An 18,267-nucleotide genomic window follows, 5' to 3' on the forward strand; every position below is an offset into this window, starting at 1 on the left:
ATCGCGGCGCGGGGTGTCAGGCTGCTCACGACGGCCCGGAATCAGCTCGATTATCGGCTGGCTGGGAGATAGTGGACACCGGCACCCGCGCCGAGGGCGCGAAGTGGACAACCGAGAGGACAACGCCGTGGCTGAGGCAGTGCTGGAGATCGATCGGGTCTCCAAGCGCTATGGCGAGGTAGTCGCCCTGCGGGAGATGACCTTCTCGATCGGGGCCGGTGAGCTGTTCGGCTTCGTCGGCAGCAACGGCGCGGGCAAGACCACCACCATGCGCATCGCGCTGGGTGTGCTGGCCGCCGACTCTGGACAGGTGCGCTGGAACGGGCGCCCGGTGGACTTCGAGACCCGGCGCAACATCGGCTACATGCCGGAGGAACGCGGCCTGTACCCGAAGATGAAGGTCCTCGAACAGCTGGTCTACCTGGCCGAACTGCACGGGCTCGCCGCCAAGGGCGCGCGTAAGGCGGCCGAGGAGTGGACCGAGCGGCTGGGGCTGGCGCCGCGGCGGGACGAGGAGGTCCAGAAGCTCAGCCTGGGCAACCAGCAGCGGGTGCAACTGGCCGCGGCACTGGTGCACGATCCCGAGGTGCTGGTGCTGGACGAGCCGTTCTCCGGGCTGGACCCGGTGGCGGTGGACGTGATGAGCCAGGTGCTGCGGGAGAAGTGCGCGGCCGGGGTGCCGGTGATGTTCTCCAGTCACCAGCTCGACCTGGTGGAGCGGCTCTGCGACCGGGTCGGGATCATCCGAAGTGGACAGATGGTGGTCAACGGCAAGGTGGCCGAGCTGCGCACCGGCGGCAGCGACCGCTACCTGCTCGACCTGCCCTACGCACCGGCGGACTGGGCACGCGAGCTGCCGGGGGTCACCGAGCTGAGCGTAGACGGGTCCCGGTTCCTGATCGAGCTGGCGCCCGGCACGGACAGTCAGACCGTGCTGGCCGCCGCGGTGCGCACCGGCGAGGTGCGTGAGTTCAGCCCGCACCGCCCCACGCTGACCGAACTGTTCCGCAACGTCGTCACCGAGGGATCCCCGGCATGAGCAGCAGCCCCCTGACCCCGGCCCGCGCGGTGTGGCTGGTGGCCCGCCGCGAGCTGAACACCCGGGTGCGCTCCAAGTCCTTCGTGATCAGCACCCTGGTGATCATCGCGCTGATCGGCGCCTACGTCGGCCTCATCTACTTCATCAGCCAGTCCAACTCCAGGTCCACGGTCGGCCTGACCGGTCAGGCCAGTGCGGTGGCCGAGCAGCTCAAGGCCACCGCCAAGGGCTTCGGCGAGCAGGTGGACACCGTCGAGGTGCCGGACGCGGCCGACGGCGAGCGGCAGCTCAAGGACGGCGCGATCGACGTGCTGGTCAGCGGCGCGCCCGGCTCGCTGCGGGTGCTGGTGAAGAGCGGCCTCAACGACGCGGTGCGCGGCAGTCTGGACGAGGTGGTCCGGCAGCAGGCCCTGGACGCCCAGCTGGCCCAGGCCCAGGCCGTGCTGGACCCGGCGCAGGTGCGCCGGACGCTGGCCGAGGCCAGGGTGCAGGTGGACAAGATCGAGCCGGAGGACCCGGAACGCGGGCAGCGGCTGGGCATCGCGATCGGCCTCACCGCGCTGCTCTACATGTCGCTGATGATCTTCGGCATGGCGGTGGCGCAGGGCGTGGTGGAGGAGAAGTCCAGCCGGGTGGTCGAACTGCTGCTGTCCACGGTGCGGCCATGGCAGTTGCTGGCGGGCAAGGTCGCCGGGATCGGCCTGGCCGGCCTGTTGCAGATGAGCGTGATCACCGCGGTGGCGCTGACCGCGGCCACCAGCACCGGCCAGCTCACCCTGCCCGGCGGGCAGATCACCGGCACCCTGGTGACCGGGGTGCTGTGGTACCTGGCCGGGTTCTTCACCTTCGGCACCCTCTTCGCCGCCTCGGCCGCGCTGGTCGCCCGGCAGGAGGAGGTCAGCTCGGTGGTGCAGCCGGTGATGATGGCCGCGGTGCTGCCCGCGGTGCTGACCTTCCTGATGCTGCCGCGCAGCCCGGACAGCGTGCTGCTGGAGGTGCTGTCCATGATCCCGCCGTTCGCGCCGATCATCATGCCCGCGCGGATCGCGATGGGCGTGGCGCCGGGCTGGGAGATCGCGGTGTCGGTGGTGCTCACGGTGGCCGGGCTGTTCGCCTTCATCCGGCTGGCCGGGCGGATCTACTCCAGCGCGGTGTTGCGCACCGGCGGCCGGGTCAAACTGCGAGACGCGCTCAAGGCCGCCTGAAGAACCCATCTCCACCGTGTTGGCCATTCTCGTACGGTGAGTTGGCCGTTGTGGACGGTGAGTTGGCCGTTGTGGACGGTGTGTTGGCCGTTGTGGACGGTGTGTTGGCCGGAGGGCGTACCAGTTCGGCCAAGACTGGGTACGACAACGGCCAACACACCGGCTAGTCCCTGGTGGCCGCGTACCGGGCCAGCGCGACCTCGCGTTCCTCGGCGTGGTCCACGATCGGCGCCGGGTAGCCGGGCACCTCGCCTGGCTGGTGCACCCGTTTCCCTGGCACAGCACGGAGTTCGGGCACGTACCGGCGCACGTAGTCCCCGGCCGGGTCGAAGCGTTCGCCCTGGGTGACCGGGTTGAACACCCGGAAGTACGGGGCCGCGTCGGTGCCGCAGCCCGCGGTCCACTGCCAGCCGTGCTGGTTGGAGGCCAGATCGCCGTCCACCAGGTGCCGCATGAAGTGCCGGGCCCCGCGCCACCACGGCTGATGGAGGTCCTTCACCAGGAAGCTGGCGGTGATCATGCGAACCCGGTTGTGCATCCAGCCCTCGGCCAGCAGCTGGCGCATGCCCGCGTCCACGATCGGGAAGCCGGTCCGGCCCGTCCGCCAGGCGGTGAACAGGTCGTCGTCGGTGTTGTGCTCGATGCGGTCGAAGCGGCGGTCGTAGTTGCCGCGGGCGGTGTCCGGGCGGTGCCAGAGCACATCGGCGTAGAACTCCCGCCAGGCCAGCTCACTGCGGTAGGTCTCGACACCCTCGCCGTCCCGCCCGGCCAGTTCGGCGAGCAGGGTGCGCGGGTGCAGCTGGCCCCAGCGCAGGTAGGCCGAGATCCGGCTGGTGCCGTTGACGTCGGGCCGGTCCCGTCGTTCCGCGTACCTGGTCACCCGTTCGTCCACAAAGGACTCCCAGACAGCCAGCGCGGCCCGCTCCCCCGCTTCCGGCAACACGATCCCGCCGAGGTCCTCCGCCGCCGGGATCGGCACCCCACCTTCCGGCGCGATCCAGTCCACTGTGGAGGAATCAGTGTCCGCGGGAGCACGCCAGCCGTGGCCGGCCCAGGCGCGGCGGAACGGGGTGAAGACCTTGAACGGGGTGCCGTCACCCTTGCGCACCCTGCCGGGTGTCACCGCGTATGGCGAGCCGGTGCGGACGAACTCGATCCCCTTGTCCGCCAAGGCTTCCGCCACCCGATCGTCCCGGGTCCGGCCGTACGGCCCGGTGTCGGCGGACACGTGCACGCTGGCCGCGCCGACCGCCGCCGCGAGCTTCGGGATCTCCGCCGCCGGATCGCCACGCAGCACCAGCAGGCGGCCGTCGAGCTGCTCGTCCAGCGCGCGCAGGCTGCGGTAGAGGAAGTTCCGGCGCACCGGCCCGGACGGGCGGAGCAGGGCGTCGTCGAGCACGAACACCGCGAGCGCGGCCGGGGACCGCTGGGCCGCGGCCAGCAGGGCCGCGTGGTCGCGCAGTCGCAGGTCCCGCCGGAACCACAGCACAGCCGTCATGCCGGGAAGGTACCCACAGCAAACAGCCCCGGCACATCCGCAGGGGATGCGAACCGGGGCCGCTTCTGTGGTGTCAGGCGATCAGCGGGCGGTGATCGGCGCGTAGTCGCGTTCGCCGGCGCCGATGTAGACCTGGCGCGGACGGCCGATCTTGCGAGCGGGGTCCTTGATCATTTCCTGCCACTGCGCGATCCACCCTGGCAGCCTGCCCAGCGCGAACAGCACGGTGAACATGCGGGTCGGGAAGCCCATGGCCTTGTAGATCAGGCCGGTGTAGAAGTCGACGTTCGGGTACAGCTTGCGCTCGACGAAGTAGTCGTCGCTGAGCGCGTACTCCTCCAGCTTGAGCGCGATGTCCAGCAGCGGGTCCTGCACACCCAGCTTGCCCAGCACGTCGTCCGCGGTCTTCTTGATGATCGCCGCGCGCGGGTCGTAGTTCTTGTAGACCCGGTGGCCGAAGCCCATCAGGCGGACGCCGTCCTCCTTGTTCTTGACCTTCTTCACGAACGAGTCGACGTCACCCCCGTCCGCGTGGATCTTGTTCAGCATCTCCAGCACGGCCTGGTTGGCGCCGCCGTGCAGCGGGCCGAACAGCGCGTTGATGCCGGCCGAGACACTGGCGAACAGGTTGGCCTCCGAGGAGCCCACCAGCCGCACGGTCGCGGTGGAGCAGTTCTGCTCGTGGTCGGCGTGCAGGATGAGCAGCAGGTCGAGGGCGCGGGCCAGCGCCGGGTCGACCTCGTAGGGCTCCGCGGGCAGCCCGAAGGTCATCCGCAGGAAGTTCTCCACCAGGCCGAGGGAGTTGTCCGGGTAGAGGAAGGGCTGGCCGACCGACTTCTTGTAGGCGTAGGCCGCGATGGTCGGCAGCTTGGCCAGCAGCCGGATCGTGGTGATGTCCACCTGCTCGTCGTCGAACGGGTTCAGGCTGTCCTGGTAGAAGGTGGACAGCGCGGACACCGCGGAGGACAGCACCGGCATCGGGTGCGCGTCGCGCGGGAAGCCGTCGAAGAAACGCTTCAGGTCCTCGTGCAGCAGGGTGTGCCTGCTGATCTTGCCGGTGAACTCGTCGAGCTGCGTCTGGGTGGGCAGCTCGCCGTAGATCAGCAGGTAGCTGACCTCGACGAAGCTTGAGCGCGCGGCAAGCTGCTCGATCGGATAGCCGCGGTAGCGCAGGATGCCCGCGTCACCGTCGATGTAGGTGATCTCCGAGGCGCAGGAGGCGGTGTTCACGAAACCGGGGTCGAGGGTGACCATCCCGGTCGTGGAGAGCAGCTTGCCAAGCTCGAAGCCGGGCGCGCCGTCGGTGGCCGAGACCACCGGCATCGGATGCTCCCCGCCCTCATAACGTAGCGCGACGTTGGCTGGTTTCACCGTCGAATCTGGCGCGGTCGTCGCGTCGGGCATGCGAGTCCCTCTCACGCTAAGGCGAGGCGCTTCACGCGCGCGGGGTGGGTTTGCCACCAACCGCAGCAACCGCCTCGTTGGGGTCCTGTCAGTGGTCACGCTAGTGGGCGTTACATCCCAGCGCAGCCGCGTGAGTGGCCTTGCGGCTCATCTGGGACAGGTATCACATAACGCCCGTCCGGTTACCTAAGTGGAACCGATGGGGTCCAACCTAGGGAATCCGATCGATCAAGACCAGATCCCCGCAGGCCAGCGGGGTACGTGACGTCCACTACAGTGCCAGATGCATCGATCAAGATCGCAATCGGGTAGCGCGGTACCCGCAAGTAACCGGGGTCACTCAGTGGACTGGACCAGTTGGCCGCGCAGGGCCGTTCGGCTACCCACGGTGATTCTTGATCAGCCTTGATCCAGCACGGAGAAATATCGGTCCGGTGTGCCGGAACACACCGGAATCCGCTATTTCCCAGGTGAAATCCGACTTATTGGCGAACCTGGAGTTCGGCCGCATACGGCGGCTCGGCCCCGGCCCTGGAACAGGTCAGCGCGGCGGCCCGGCCGGCGAATTCCAGCGCCTGGGTCCACTGCTGCCCGGTCAGCGCGAGCAGCGCCTGCCGGGACAGCGCACCTTGCTGGGACAGCCAGCCCAGGATGGCCGCGTGCACGGTGTCGCCTGCGCCGATGGTGTCCACCACGTCCACCGCGGTCGCCGCCGCGTGCAGGGTAAGTCCCTCGGCGGTGTGCACGGTCAGGCCCTCGCCGCCGCTGGTGAGCACGACCGCGGCCGGACCGGCGGTGAGCCAGTCCGCCACCGCGGCCGCCGGGTCGCCGCCGGCCAGCCAGGCGGCGTCCTCCACGGACAGCTTGAGCAGGGTGACGTGCGGCAGCCAGCTCCGGAACCGGGCCCGGTATACCTCGGCGTCCGGGATGAGCCCGGCCCGGATGTTGGGGTCCAGCGAGACGAACAGGCCGCGCCCGGCCTCCCGCCGCATCAGCTGCTCGTACACGCTCGCGCCGGGCTCCAGCACCAGCGAGAGGGTGCCCAGGGCCAGTGCGGTGGCCCGGGAGTCCAGCGGGCCGGGGTCGGTGACCAGGCGGTCCGCGGTGCCCTCGGTGTGGAAGGAGTAGCGGGCCGAGCCGTCCGCGGCCAGGCCGACCACGGCCAGCGTGGTGGGTTCCGCGCCGCGCTGCACGCCGCCGACGTGCACGCCCGCGGTGACCAGCCGGTCCAGCAGCGCGTCGCCGAACTGGTCGGTGGACAGGCGGGAGACGAACCCGGTCGGCACGTCCAGGCGACCCAGCGCCACGGCCACGTTGTACGGCCCACCACCCAGCCGCGGCAGCAGCGGCCCCAGCTCACCGTCCATTGTGGACGGATCGGGGACCAGGTCGACCAGTGCCTCGCCGCCGACGATGATCACGAACGGGCTCCTCGCTGGTAGGGGCTGAGCACGACGCCCTCGCCGCGGTGCTCGTCGAAGGTGTAGACCTCGCGGCCGTCCACGAAGACCCGCAGCGCGCGGCTCATCACGTCCAGGGGGTCGCCGGACCAGAGCACGATGTCGGCGTCCGCGCCGGGCTTGAGCGAGCCGATCCGGTCTTCCAGGCCGAGCATCCTGGCCGGGTTGACCGTGATGGAGCGCAACGCGGTGCGCGCGTCCAGGCCCTCCTTGACCGCCAGGGTGGCCTGGTGCACCAGGAAGTGGATGGGCACCACCGGGTGGTCGGTGGTCAGCGCGATCTGCACGCCCGCCTTGGCCAGCAGGCCAGGGTTGCGCAGCGAGCGCTGGCGCAGCTCCACTTTGGACCGGGCGGTGAACAGCGGGCCGATGATCACCGGGATGTCCCGGTCGGCCAGCAGGTCGGCGATCAGGTGCGCCTCGGTGCCGTGGTTGACGATGAGCCGGTAGCCGAATTCCTCGGCCAGTCGCAGCGCGGTGGCGATGTCGTCGGCGCGGTGGCTGTGCTGGGCCCAGGGCAGTTCCCGGTCGAGCACCCGGACCAGGATCTCCAGGGTGGGGTCCCGGTCGAACGGCTTGTGCTCGGCGGCGGCGTGCTCCCGCCGGGCCTTGTAGTCCTGGGCCTTGACGAAGGTGTCCCTGATGACCGCGGCCACGCCCATCCTGGTGGAGGGCAGCTTCTTCTGGTCGCCGTAGACCCGCTTGGGGTTCTCACCGAGCGCGCTTTTCACGCTGGCCGGGTTGACCACGACCATCTCGTCCACGGTCCGGCCCCAGCACTTCAGCGCCACGGTCTGGCCGCCGATCGGGTTGCCCGAGCCGGGTTTCACCACCGCGGTGGTGACCCCGCCGGAAAGCGCGTCGGCGAAGCCGGTGTCGGCCGGGTTGATCGCGTCGATCGCGCGCAGCCGGGCGCCGTTGGGGTCGGTCATCTCGTTGGTGTCCTGGCCTGCCCAGCCCTCGGCCTCCTCGTGGATGCCGACGTGCGCGTGGCCCTCGACGAACCCGGGCAGCACCCAGGTGCCCGCCGCGTCCACGACCTGCGCGTCCTCTGGCACCTCCACGGCGTCCTGGGTGCCGACCGCGACGATCCTGCCGTCGCTGATCAGCACCGTTCCGCCGTCGATCGGCTCGCCCTCGACGGGCACCACATATCCACCGGTGATCGCGATGTCCACGGCGGGAACGCTAACGGAGGATGCGGCTGGGCCGAAGTGTCTTGTCCGGTTCGGTCAGGTGATCCGGTCACCCGGTGCGGTCGGTTCGGGCACCAGCGGTTCCAGATCGAACAGGCTGACCTGGTAGCCGCGGGCCCGGCTGCGCAGCGCGGCGCGCACCACGCCGAGGGTGGCGCGGGTCTGCGGCGGCAGCGAGCGGGCCAGCCGTTTGGGCAGCTGGAGCAGGGTGCGGGACTCGCGATGGGCCAGCCCGAGGCCCCAGCCGCCGATCTCGGCCGGGTCGTCGCAGCCCCAGCGGAAGCTGGCGTTCACCGTTTTCTCGAACACCGGCGCGTCCTGGTTGTCCACCAGCCAGCGCCCCGCGGTGTCGAAGGCCAGGCCGGCACCGGGGAAGTGCCGGGCCAGTCCGGACAGGGCGAGCCGGACCTGGGCGGGCGGGAAGTACAGCAGCACACCCTCGGCCACGAAGAAGTACGGTCCGGGCAGCTCGCGGACGGCATCCGGCCAGTCCTCGGCCAGCACCGAGGCGCCGAGCAGCTTGCGCCGGTCGCATTCGGAGAAGAACCGGCGGCGCAGGGCCATCGCGTCCGGCAGGTCCAGGTCGACCCAGTGCACCCGCCCGTTGTCCAGTCGCTCGAACCGGGTGTTCAGGCCGGCGCCGATCTCGATCACGGTGCCGCCGGGGTGCGCGTCGATGAACTCGCGCACCCACTCGTCCAGGATCAGCGTGCGCAGCACCGAGCCGAGCAGCATCGGCGAGCGGCCGAAGCGGGTGAAGTCGTAGTCGATCCGGGACACCATCCGGGCCGCGGTCTCATCGCGCAGCAGGCCCCTTTTCTTGCCGGTCTCGACCGCGCGGGCGTACAGGGTGGCGAGCAGGGTTTCCTGGACATCGCCCAGCTGCACCTGGATTTGGGCCATTCGGGTAGTGAAACAGCGGCCAGGCGGGGCGGCCAAGGTGACCGGCGGCGTGTTGCCAGGGTTCATCCGCTTGGGACGTGGCACCCTGCGCGGCGATGATCGAGCACCCGCGTACCCGCGATGGCCGTCTGCTGCACCGGATCCGCCGTGGGGCGGGCGAACCGGTGGTGGTCTTCGAGTCCGGCATCGGCGCCAACCGCGGCACCTGGACCCTGGTGGAACCACTGGTCCAGGCGCCCACCCTGGTCTACGACCGGGCCGGACTGGGCCGCAGCGAACCCGACCCCGGTGGGCGCACGGTGGCCAGGATGACCGCCGATCTGCTCGATCTCCTTGCCGCCGAAGGGATCCAGCGCGCGGTGCTGGTCGGGCACAGCCTGGGTGGGGTGGTCGCCCGGCACCTCGCGCACCTGCGGCCCGACCTGGTCGCCGGGCTGGTGCTGGTGGACCAGGTGCAGGAGGAACTGCCGCACTACCATCACGACGGCCACTTCAGGCTGGTCAGCCTCGGCTACCGGACCGGCGCGCTGCTGGCCCGCACCGGGCTGCTGCTGTGGTTGCTGGACGGGCGGGTGCGGCGCTACTTCCCGCCCGAGGTGGCCAAGGAGATCCTCGCCGAGGAACTGAGCCCCGGCTTCCTGAACACCGCGGCCACCGAGGTGCGCACGCTGCCCAGGAGCCTGGCCGAACTGCCGCCGCTGCGCCCGCCCCAGGTGCCGACCACGGTGATCTCGGCTGGCCGCACGGGGCCGGTGGAGAAGAAGTTCCGGCCGCTGCTGATCCGCGCGCACCGGGACTTCGCCGCCGGGCTCCCGCACGGCAGGCACGTCCTCGCCGAGGATTCCGACCACCAGGTTCCGGTGCAGCAACCGGAACTGGTGGCCGCGGAGATCAACCGACTGCTCTGATGCCCCAGCTTCCCGACCAGGTCTGCCCTGGTTCCAGGGTGATCAGGTCCAGGCCGTTGTTCAGCGCGTCCGGCGGGCAGGTCATCGGCTCGATGGCCACCGCCCGGCCGCGGCCGGGGAACCCGCCGGGCGTGTAGACCTGCACCCAGGAGAACACCGGGTCCGCCCACAGCTCCACGCCGCCGCCGGGGCCACGCAGCAGGTGGTGCACCAGGCCGTCCGCGGCGGGCAGGCAGCCGCCGAAGGCGGTGTCCAGCTCCACGTCCCGCAGTGGGCGGGCGGTGCGGAAGTCCAGGTCGGTGCCGGCGATCGGGGTGGGCGCGCCGGTGGGGATCTTGCGCTCGGGGTCCAGTTCGACCGCGGTGGTGGCGGCCAGTTCCAGGGTGCAGTCGTCGGTGGCGGCCGCGCCCGCCCGCGGGTACGGGTGCGCGCCCACGCCGAACGGGATCTCCCGGTGGCCGCGGTTGGCCACCGTGTGCGTGATGGTCAGGCCCTCGGCGTGTACCCGGTAGGTCACCGTGGCGCGCAGCCGGACCGGCCAGCCGGGCTGCACGTTGACGTCCGCGCCCAGGGTGATCTCCGCGGCGGAACGGGACTCCGGCTGCCAGGAGGTGTGGCGGAGCAGGCCGTGGCTGGCGTTGCCGCGGGCCGGTTCGGTCAGCGCGAGCTGCTGGGTCTGTCCCGCGTAGGTCCAGCGCCCGCCGCCCACCCGGTTGGGCCAGGGCACCAGGACCGCGCCGCAGCCCATCGGCGGGGCGTGCTCATCGGGATAGGTTTCCAGGTAGGGCAGGCCGCCGATCTCCAGGATCCGCGGCGCCGCCCCCACCTCGTTGATCACCGCCCGGACCGGGCCGTCGGTGATCTCGTACTGCTCGCCATTCACCGTCACGGCGAGCAGTCAAACACGGGCTCTAGTTCTTGCCGAGGTTGGCGGCGTCGAAGGTGATCTTGCCGTTGTTCCGGCTGACGAAGAACCAGTTGACGAACCACAGCAGCAGGCCGATACCGAGCAGGATGCCGGCCAGCTTGTAGTCGTCCCACGGCCGCCCGGAGAACGGCAGCGCCAGGTAGGCGCAGGTCACCGCGCCCAGGATGGGCACGATGGTGGGCGCCCTGAAGTGCTTGTGCGCGGCCTTCTCCTTGCGCAGCACCAGGCAGGCGATGTTGACCACGGTGAACACGATCAGCAGCAGCAGCGCGGTGGTGCCGCCCAGGATGCTGATGTCCAGGGTGGACACCAGGATCACCGCGATGATGCTGGTGAACAGGATCGCGATCCACGGGGTGCGCCGGGTCTGGTGCACCTTGCCGAAGGGCATCGGGATGATCCGCTCGTTGGCCATGCCGTAGACGAGCCTGCTGGCCATCAGCATGTTGATCAGCGCCGAGTTGGCCACCGCGAACATGCCGATGAAGGCGAACAGCGCCAGCGGGAAGGCCGGTGCGCCGATCTGGACCACCTTCAGCAGCGCGCTGCTCTTGGCCGCCGCCAGATCGCCCGCGGGCACCAGCAGCGAGGAGGTGATCGCGACCAGCAGGTAGACCGAGCCCGCGATGCCCATGCCCATCAGCATCGAACGCGGGAAGATCCGCACCGGGTCCTTGCACTCCTCGGCCATGTTCACCGAGTCCTCGAACCCGACCATGGCGAAGAAGGCCAGCGAGGTGGCCGAGGTGATCGCGATCAGCGTGCTCTGGTCGGCGGTGTTGAACTCGATCAGCCGGGACGGCTCGCCCATCCCGTTGTACACCGCGTAGACGCCGATGCCGATCACGATCAGCAGGCCGGACAGCTCGATGATGGTGAGCACCACGTTGGCCTTGACCGACTCGCCGACGCCGCGGAAGTTGATGAAGGCGAGCAGCGCGAGGAACCCGATGGCCACCCACGGGCCTGGGGTCTCCACGAACGCCTTGAGGTAGGTGCCGCCGAAGGCCACCGCCGCCGAGGAGGCCGAGGTGATGCCGGAGCACATCACCGCGAAGGCCACCATGAAGGTCAGGAAGGGCATCCGGAAGGCGCGGTTGGTGTACAGCGCCGCGCCCGCGGCCTTCGGGTACTTGCCGACCAGTTCCAGGTAACTGAACGCGGTCAGGAAGGCCACCACGAAGGCCAGCAGGAAGGGCACCCACAGCGCCCCGCCGACCTTGCCTGCCACCGTCCCGGTCAGCGCGTACACACCGGTGCCGAGGATGTCGCCGATCACGAAGAACAGCAGCAGCTTCGACCCGATGGCCCGCTTCAGCTCGGGCTGACCGGCGTTCGTGTCGGGAGCCCCCTGGGCTTTCGCTTCGCTCGCCATAACCAAAAAGTGTGCCTGGTCACAGCGAGTGCCGGGAGCCACCCGACCGTGTTTCGAACTAGGTACACCAAATCGTCACCCTGCTGGGCCGAATGTGCTGAACTACCGGGCATGGGCAAGCGCGCAGTCCTGGTCTCCGCCACGCTGGCCACCCTCGCGGTGGCCTCGGCCTGCACCTCGCCGCCGGAGCCGGCGGTGGGCTCACCCGCGCCCGCGCTGCAGCGGGACGCGATCGCCTACGACAACCTGGACTTCCGCAAGAGTCGGCCGCCGGTCTTCGACAACACCTGCAAGACGCTGCCGCAGAACATCACCAGCCTGCTCGGGCTGACCGCCACGCCCAAGACCGGCTTCGGCAACTCCGCCTGCATCGGCAAGGAGGAGTGGGGCGAGTACTCCATCGCCCAGTACAAGCAGAGCGACCGCAAGTCCGAGGAGAAGTTCTTCTCCGACGTGTGGAAGGGCGACGACGCCACCGGCCGGTACTTCGAGCGGCTGATCCTGGCCGAGCGCTACTACGCGGTGCAGACCCTGGGCTATGACAACGCCAGCTGCGACCTGGTGGTGGACACCGGCTCGTCCACCCCGTTCAAGGTCACCATCTACGTTCCGGACGCCGACGCCGAGGTGCAGCGCAAGCTGGATGAGAAGTTCGACCCGGTCACCAGCCGGGACCGGCTCTGCCCGCGCGCCAGGGAGTTCGCCACCAAGGTGCTGACCGCCATCGATCCCGATGGCGGCAGCCGCAAGAGCTGAGGCTCAGCCGGCGTCGCGCCTGCTGACCACCAGCCCGCCGAGCACCAGCAGGCCGAGCCAGACGATCACCGAGATGATGGTCTGCGCGATGCCCGCGCCGAGCCCGGCCATCGCGTAGGCCGCCTCCAGCGGGTAGATCAGGCCGATGATCTCGGGCAGGCCTGCCCTGGCGAAGGTCAGCAGCGGCACCGCCACGAAGAACACGGTGACCGCGGCCGCGGTGTTCGGGATCAGGGTGGCGATCACCATCGCGGACAGCAGCACCAGCGCGGTGGCCAGCCCGATCACGCCGAGCGTCCAGCCGGGCCGCATGCCCAGCCAGTAGGACTGCACGTTCATCGCGGTGCGCGTCTTCACCAGCAGCGGACCGGCGATGAAGGTCACCAGGGTGCCCGCCAGCCACACCCCGGCCAGCACCGAGACCTGGGCGAGCATGTAGCGCAGCCGGGAAGGCTGCACCAGCAGGGTGGGCTGCACGCTCTTGTACTGCCATTCCCCGGCGACCAGCTTGATCACCGCGACGAACAGCAGCAGCTGGCCGAGCTGCACGCCGAGCAGGTTGGGCAGGATCTGGTCGGAGGCCGAGCGCAGGTAGAACTGCGGCAGGATGATCAGGCACAGCACGCCGATGAGGAACAGCGGCGCGAAGGCCAGCACGATCTTGTCCGAGCGGGTGCCGACCAGCTTGCGGAACTCCACCAGGACCAGGCGCGGGAAGCTCGCCGGCTTGGCCGCGCGCTCGGCCCACGGGCCGGTGGACAGTGGACCGGAGTGGCCCTGGACCGGCTGGCCGGGCAGCTGACCTGGCTGGCCGGGCGGCATGGCGGGCTGCTGACCGGTGTGCGGCCCCGGCAGGCCAGGGTGCTGACCGGGATGGACCGCGGGCTGGCCGCCGGTGTGCGGGCCGGGCGGGAAACCGGGCTGCTGACCCGGGTAGCCCTGCGGACCACCGGGCATCGGCTGCCCCGGGTAGCCGCCGGGCATCGGCTGCGGGCCGGTGGGCTGGGGCGGGTAGCCCGGCGTGGGCTGGCCGCCTGGGTAGCCGTGGGTCATGCCGTTCCTCCCCCGGTGAGCCGGAAGAACAGGTCCTCCAGGTTCATCTGTTCCTCGCGCAGGCCCAGTAGCGGGATGCCCGCGGCGAAGGTGATGTCGGAGACCTGGTCGACCGAGGCGTGCGCGGCCATCTGGCCGTCCGGCGCGGGCTGGATCGCGATCCCGGCCCGTTGCAGGGTCTCGGCGAGCTTGTTCATGTCCCTGGCGCGCACCAGCGAGCGCGAGGAGGTGGTCAAGGTGGACAGTGGGCCGTCGGCGACGATGCGGCCGTTGCCGATCACCAGCACCCGGTCCGCGGTCTGGTCCACCTCGGAGAGCACGTGGCTGGACAGCAGCACCGTGCCGCCCCTGGCCGCGTGCCCGCGCAGCAGGTTGCGCACCGAGCGGATGCCCTCGGGGTCCAGGCCGTTGATCGGCTCGTCCAGCACCAGCAGCGGCGGGTCGGTGAGCAACGCGTGCGCGATGCCCAGCCGCTGGCGCATGCCGAGGCTGTACTTGCCGATCTTGCGGGTGGCCGCGTCGGCCAGGCCCACCGTTTCCAGGACCTCGTCCGCGCGCCGGGGCGGCACCCCGGCCAGGGTGGCGGCCATCCGCAGGTGCCCTCGGCCACTGCGGCCAGGGTGCACCGCGGCGGCGTCCAGCAGCACCCCGGCCACGTGCGAGGGGTTGGGCCAGGCGGTGAACGGGCGACCGGCCACTACGGCCCGGCCGGCGTTCGGCACGGTGAGTCCGGTGATCATCCGCAGGGTGGTCGACTTGCCGGCCCCGTTGGGCCCGAGGAAGGCCGTCACGGTGCCGGGCTGGAGTTCGAAACTCACCTGATCGACGACCGTACGTCCCTCATAGGCCTTGGTCAGGCCCCACGCAGTGAGCACCGGCCCACCGTAGCCGCCCGGACACAACTCGGTGGGCTGATTCCACCGTGTCGGGTATGAGTAGGTCCTATGCGGACCATCGCGGTGCTGGACGCGCCGTCCAACCTGGGCCTGCGCCCGCCGGCGCCGGGCGCCGTGCCCGGCTGCGCGAAGGCGCCCGGCGCACTGCGCGACGCCGGCCTGCTGACCAGGCTCGACGCCAGGGACGCCGGGTGCCTGGTGGCCCCGCGCTACGACCGGGGCGACTGGCGGGAGGGCGACGGGGTCTTCCACGCGGCGCGGATCGCGGCGTACGCGCGGAAGCTGGCCGACCGGGTCGACGCCATCCACGAACGGGGTGAGCTGGCGCTGCTGCTCGGCGGCGAATGCTCGATCGCGCTCGGTCCGATGCTGGCGCTGCGACGGCGATCCGGCCGGTTCGGACTGGCCTATGTGGACGGTCACTCGGACTTCCGGCACCCTGGCAACTCCGACCGGGTCGGCGCGGCGGGCGGTGAGGCCCTGGCTCTGGTCACCGGTCGAGGGCAGGCCGATCTGACCGATCTGGACGGGCTGCGCCCACTGGTGGCCGACGCGGACGCGGTGCTGCTGGGCATGGGCCCGGAGGACGAGCCGGACCTCACCGAACTGTCCACAACGGACATCGGCGTGCGCACCGCCAAGGACATCCGGGCGCTGGGCGCGGCCGGGGTGGCGGCCTGGACCAGGGACCGCTTCGCCGGGCTGGACGGGTTCTGGATCCACCTGGACGCGGACACCCTGGACGCGAGCCTGATGCCCGCGGTGGACTCACCCAATCCTGGCGGGCTCACCGCCGAAGAGCTGACCGAGCTGCTCGCCGGACTGCTGCATGCGCCGGGCTGCCTCGGCCTTGACCTCGGCATCTACGACCCGGACCTGGACCCCGAGGGCCGCTGCGCCGCGCTGCTCACCGACATCCTGGTGCGGGCACTGGCTTCCCCGACCGGCTGAACCTGGCCTGGCCCACTGGGCGCGGACCCGGTGATCACGCCACTGTGGCCCGCATGGGGCATGAGCGGTACCGCCGGGTGGACTGGGCCGTCGCCGGGCTGTGCGTGCTCAGCGCCACCGCGTTCGTGCTGCTCTCGGTGTTCGAGCACGGCCACGAACTGGCGCCCCGGGTGCTCACCGCGCTGCTCTGCCTGACCGGCGTGGTGCTGCTGCTGATCCGGCCGTTCGGGCGGCAGGCCTGGCGGTACTGGGCGTGCTCGGCGGCCTTCAGCCTGTTCTGCCTGGCCGGACTGATCGTGGTGTGGAACCAGGTGCACGAGGAGGACCAGCACGTGGTGATCGGCAAGGTGGTCCGCTCCGCCGAGGAGTCCGCGGCCTACCTGGCGGGCGAGCTGCCGCCGGGCAGCGCGCCCGCGCAGATCCCCACCGGGGTCTACCTGGAGTCGATCCGGTTCGCCGCCAGCAACGAGGTGCAGGTCAGCGGCTATGTCTGGCAGCGGTACGCGGACAGTCTGCCGCCGGGGCTGACCCGCGGCGTGGTGCTGCCCGAGGCCGACGACTCCTATCCGGCCCGGCAGGCCTACCGGCACCGGGACGGTGACGCCGAGGTGATCGGCTGGTACTTCAAGACCGCGTTCGTGCAGAAGTTCGACTACTCCCGCTACCCGCTGGATCGCCAGGACGTGTGGATCCGGATGTGGCACCCGGACTTCAACCGGGGCGTGCTGCTGGTGCCGGACTTCCGCGCCTACCCGCAGCCCTGGCAGCCCGAACGGATGCACGGCCTGGATCCGCAGTTCGTCACCGCGCGCTGGCAGCCGCAGTCCACCGCGTTCAGCTTCTCCAAGCACGACTACACCACCAACTTCGGCCTCGGCCGCTACACCGACCGGCCGCCGTTCCCCGAGCTGTACTTCAACCTGCTGGTCAACCGCCAGTTCCACGGCCCGCTGTTCGAGACGCTGGTGCCGATCGGGTTCATCGCGGTGCTGGTCTTCGCCGCGTTGTTCATCACCACCAACGGCGATGAGCTGCGGCGCACCTTCGTCGGCTTCACCAGCTTCGGCGTGATCAGCTTCGCGGTGAGCATGGTGCTGGTGGTCGCGGTGCGGCAGAACGCGATCCGCGAGGCCACCGCCGCGCCCGGCATCGTGTACCTGGAATATTTTTCCTTCGGGCTCTACCTGGTGGTGCTGATCAGCGCGATCAACGCGTTGCTGGTCACCGCGCGCACCCCGATCGCGCTGATCCGCTGGCGGGACAACCTGGCGCCGAGACTGCTCTACTGGCCGTTGCTGCTGGGCTTCTCCTTGGCCACCACACTGTCCACATTGGGCTGATCAACACTGGGCTGATCAACAGCGGCGGTCGGCGCGCGGTAGCGCCAGATCACCGGGATGCACAGCACCGCGATCACGGTCAGCACGATCACCAGCACGCCGCCGCCGGAGACCGCGATCGCGGTGCCGAAGGCCGCGCCCGCGGTGCCGTGCGCCAGGTCGGCGAACCGCGGCCCGCCCGCCACCACCACGGTGAACACGCCCTGGGTCCGGCCGCGCATGTCGTCGGTGACCGCCTGCTGCAGCATCGCGCCGCGGAAGATCATGCTGACCACGTCGGCCGCGCCGCCCAGCGCCAGGAACAGCACCGCCACCCACAGCTCGGTGGCCAGGCCCAGCCCGATGATGGCCAGTCCCCAGCCGATGATCGCGAAGGTCAGCGCGACACCGTGCCGGGAGACCCGGGAACTCCAGCCGGAGAACAGGCCGAACAGGCCCGCGCCCAGCGGCATCGCCGCGTACAGCCAGCCCAGCGCGAAACCGCCGCCCTCGGGATCGCCGAAGGTGCGCACCGCCATCTCCGGGTACAGCGCCCTCGGCATGCCGGCGACCATGGCGATGATGTCCAGCAGGAAGGAGGCCAGCAGCACCTTCTGGCCGATCAGGTTGCGGAAACCGTCGAGCACATCGCCAAGTCCCGCTCGCCGCGCCGGACCGTTCAGCGGCGGCATCGGCGGCAGCTTCCACACCGCCCAGAGCGTGGCGCACAACGCGATCGCGTCGATCAGGTACAAAGTGGACAGTCCGAGCACCGCGATCAGCGAACCCGCGGCCAGCGGCCCGAACACCGCGGCGAACATGAACACGGTGGAACCCAGCGCCTGCGCGGCAGGCAGCTGGTCCAGTGGCACCAGCCGGGCGATGGCGGCACTGCGCGCGGGCATGTTCATCGCGAAGAACGCCTGCTGCACCGCGAACAGGCCGAGCACCGCCCACACCGAACCGATGCCGGTGATCGCCTGCACCCACAGCAGCACCGAGGTGATCGCCACCCCGGTGTTGGTGACCAGCAACAGTTTCCGCCGGTCCACGGTGTCCGCGACGGCCCCGCCCCAGATGCCGAAAATGATCAGTGGCACCACACCGAAAAGACCGGCCAGTCCGACATAGGCGGACGAGCCGGTCAGGTCGTACAACTGCTTGGGCACGGCGACGGTGGTGAGCTGGGAGCCGATCACGGTGATCGTGCTGGACAGCCATAGCCGCCGGTACGCCGTGTTCCTCAGCGGTCTGGTGTCCAGCAGGACTCGCCCCAGCCTGGCCCGGAGGCCAGGACTGGGCGGCTTGTCGGTGTCGACGCGCACGGCATCGGGGTCCCCAGTCACCCATCGGATGTTAGGCCGTTAGCGTGGCTA

16 protein-coding genes are annotated in these 18,267 nt (G+C 70.3%); 6 read left to right on the forward strand and 10 right to left on the reverse strand.

Going from position 1 to position 18,267, the window contains the following annotated elements; genetic code table 11:
* Positions 1–127 precede the first annotated feature (127 nt).
* Both ACTOWY_RS12045 and ACTOWY_RS12050 read left to right on the forward strand, forming a co-directional pair.
* Positions 128–1,039, forward strand: coding sequence for an ABC transporter ATP-binding protein (locus tag ACTOWY_RS12045; RefSeq protein ID WP_441309681.1), 912 nt, complete (start codon positions 128–130; stop codon positions 1,037–1,039).
* Complete coding sequence (locus ACTOWY_RS12050) at positions 1,036–2,244, forward strand: ABC transporter permease (RefSeq protein ID WP_441309682.1); 1,209 nt, start codon at positions 1,036–1,038, stop codon at positions 2,242–2,244. The genes ACTOWY_RS12045 and ACTOWY_RS12050 overlap by 4 nt, the downstream gene beginning before the upstream one ends.
* A 163-nt stretch (positions 2,245–2,407) precedes the next feature.
* Here the strand turns inward: ACTOWY_RS12050 and ACTOWY_RS12055 are convergent, their stop codons facing one another.
* From ACTOWY_RS12055 to ACTOWY_RS12075, 5 genes are all read right to left on the reverse strand, one after another.
* Positions 2,408–3,742, reverse strand: a complete 1,335-nt coding sequence (locus ACTOWY_RS12055) for a cryptochrome/photolyase family protein (RefSeq protein WP_441309683.1) — start codon at positions 3,740–3,742, stop codon at positions 2,408–2,410.
* Between the two features lie 81 nt (positions 3,743–3,823).
* Positions 3,824–5,146 (reverse strand): citrate synthase, encoded by a 1,323-nt coding sequence (locus ACTOWY_RS12060; protein WP_441309684.1) that lies wholly within the window; start codon positions 5,144–5,146, stop codon positions 3,824–3,826.
* A gap of 482 nt (positions 5,147–5,628) precedes the next feature.
* Positions 5,629–6,567, reverse strand: coding sequence for a carbohydrate kinase family protein (locus ACTOWY_RS12065; protein ID WP_441309685.1), 939 nt, complete (start codon positions 6,565–6,567; stop codon positions 5,629–5,631).
* Complete coding sequence (locus ACTOWY_RS12070; RefSeq protein WP_441309686.1) at positions 6,564–7,784, reverse strand: amidohydrolase; 1,221 nt, start codon at positions 7,782–7,784, stop codon at positions 6,564–6,566. The genes ACTOWY_RS12065 and ACTOWY_RS12070 overlap by 4 nt, the downstream gene beginning before the upstream one ends.
* 54 nt (positions 7,785–7,838) lie before the next feature.
* Complete coding sequence (locus ACTOWY_RS12075; protein ID WP_441309687.1) at positions 7,839–8,705, reverse strand: class I SAM-dependent methyltransferase; 867 nt, start codon at positions 8,703–8,705, stop codon at positions 7,839–7,841.
* A 95-nt stretch (positions 8,706–8,800) separates the two neighbouring features.
* Between ACTOWY_RS12075 and ACTOWY_RS12080 the strand changes: the two genes are divergently transcribed.
* A complete protein-coding gene (locus tag ACTOWY_RS12080) occupies positions 8,801–9,613 on the forward strand; it encodes an alpha/beta fold hydrolase (RefSeq protein ID WP_441309688.1) in 813 nt (270 codons plus the stop codon).
* Here the strand turns inward: ACTOWY_RS12080 and ACTOWY_RS12085 are convergent.
* Positions 9,597–10,502, reverse strand: coding sequence for an aldose 1-epimerase family protein (locus ACTOWY_RS12085; RefSeq protein ID WP_441309689.1), 906 nt, complete (start codon positions 10,500–10,502; stop codon positions 9,597–9,599). The two genes, ACTOWY_RS12080 and ACTOWY_RS12085, sit on opposite strands and share 17 nt — an antisense overlap.
* Before the next feature lie 22 nt (positions 10,503–10,524).
* Positions 10,525–11,916 carry an APC family permease gene (locus ACTOWY_RS12090; protein WP_441309690.1) on the reverse strand — a complete coding sequence of 464 codons (1,392 nt, stop codon included), beginning with the start codon at positions 11,914–11,916 and terminating at the stop codon, positions 10,525–10,527.
* Positions 11,917–12,027: 111 nt separating this feature from the next.
* Here ACTOWY_RS12090 and ACTOWY_RS12095 point away from each other — a divergent pair, with 111 nt between their 5' ends.
* Positions 12,028–12,672 carry a hypothetical protein gene (locus ACTOWY_RS12095; RefSeq protein ID WP_441309691.1) on the forward strand — a complete coding sequence of 215 codons (645 nt, stop codon included), beginning with the start codon at positions 12,028–12,030 and terminating at the stop codon, positions 12,670–12,672.
* A gap of 3 nt (positions 12,673–12,675) precedes the next feature.
* On the opposite strand, the gene ACTOWY_RS12100 is transcribed toward ACTOWY_RS12095, so the two are convergent.
* Positions 12,676–13,725 carry a hypothetical protein gene (locus tag ACTOWY_RS12100; RefSeq protein ID WP_441309692.1) on the reverse strand — a complete coding sequence of 350 codons (1,050 nt, stop codon included), beginning with the start codon at positions 13,723–13,725 and terminating at the stop codon, positions 12,676–12,678.
* On the reverse strand, positions 13,722–14,600 hold the full coding sequence (locus tag ACTOWY_RS12105; protein WP_247761583.1) for an ABC transporter ATP-binding protein: 879 nt from the start codon (positions 14,598–14,600) through the stop codon (positions 13,722–13,724). The genes ACTOWY_RS12100 and ACTOWY_RS12105 overlap by 4 nt, the downstream gene beginning before the upstream one ends.
* A gap of 69 nt (positions 14,601–14,669) precedes the next feature.
* Here ACTOWY_RS12105 and ACTOWY_RS12110 point away from each other — a divergent pair, with 69 nt between their 5' ends.
* Both ACTOWY_RS12110 and ACTOWY_RS12115 read left to right on the forward strand, forming a co-directional pair.
* Entirely contained in the window at positions 14,670–15,572 is a 903-nt protein-coding gene (locus tag ACTOWY_RS12110; protein WP_441309693.1) for an arginase family protein, read from the forward strand.
* A gap of 53 nt (positions 15,573–15,625) precedes the next feature.
* Positions 15,626–16,912 carry a hypothetical protein gene (locus ACTOWY_RS12115; protein WP_441309694.1) on the forward strand — a complete coding sequence of 429 codons (1,287 nt, stop codon included), beginning with the start codon at positions 15,626–15,628 and terminating at the stop codon, positions 16,910–16,912.
* Here the strand turns inward: ACTOWY_RS12115 and ACTOWY_RS12120 are convergent.
* Positions 16,855–18,237, reverse strand: coding sequence for an MFS transporter (locus tag ACTOWY_RS12120; RefSeq protein ID WP_441309695.1), 1,383 nt, complete (start codon positions 18,235–18,237; stop codon positions 16,855–16,857). The genes ACTOWY_RS12115 and ACTOWY_RS12120 overlap by 58 nt on opposite strands.
* Positions 18,238–18,267 lie beyond the last annotated feature (30 nt).

This window comes from Crossiella sp. CA198, from assembly GCF_052078295.1.
In the GTDB taxonomy this organism is placed as follows: Bacteria; Actinomycetota; Actinomycetes; order Mycobacteriales; family Pseudonocardiaceae; genus Crossiella.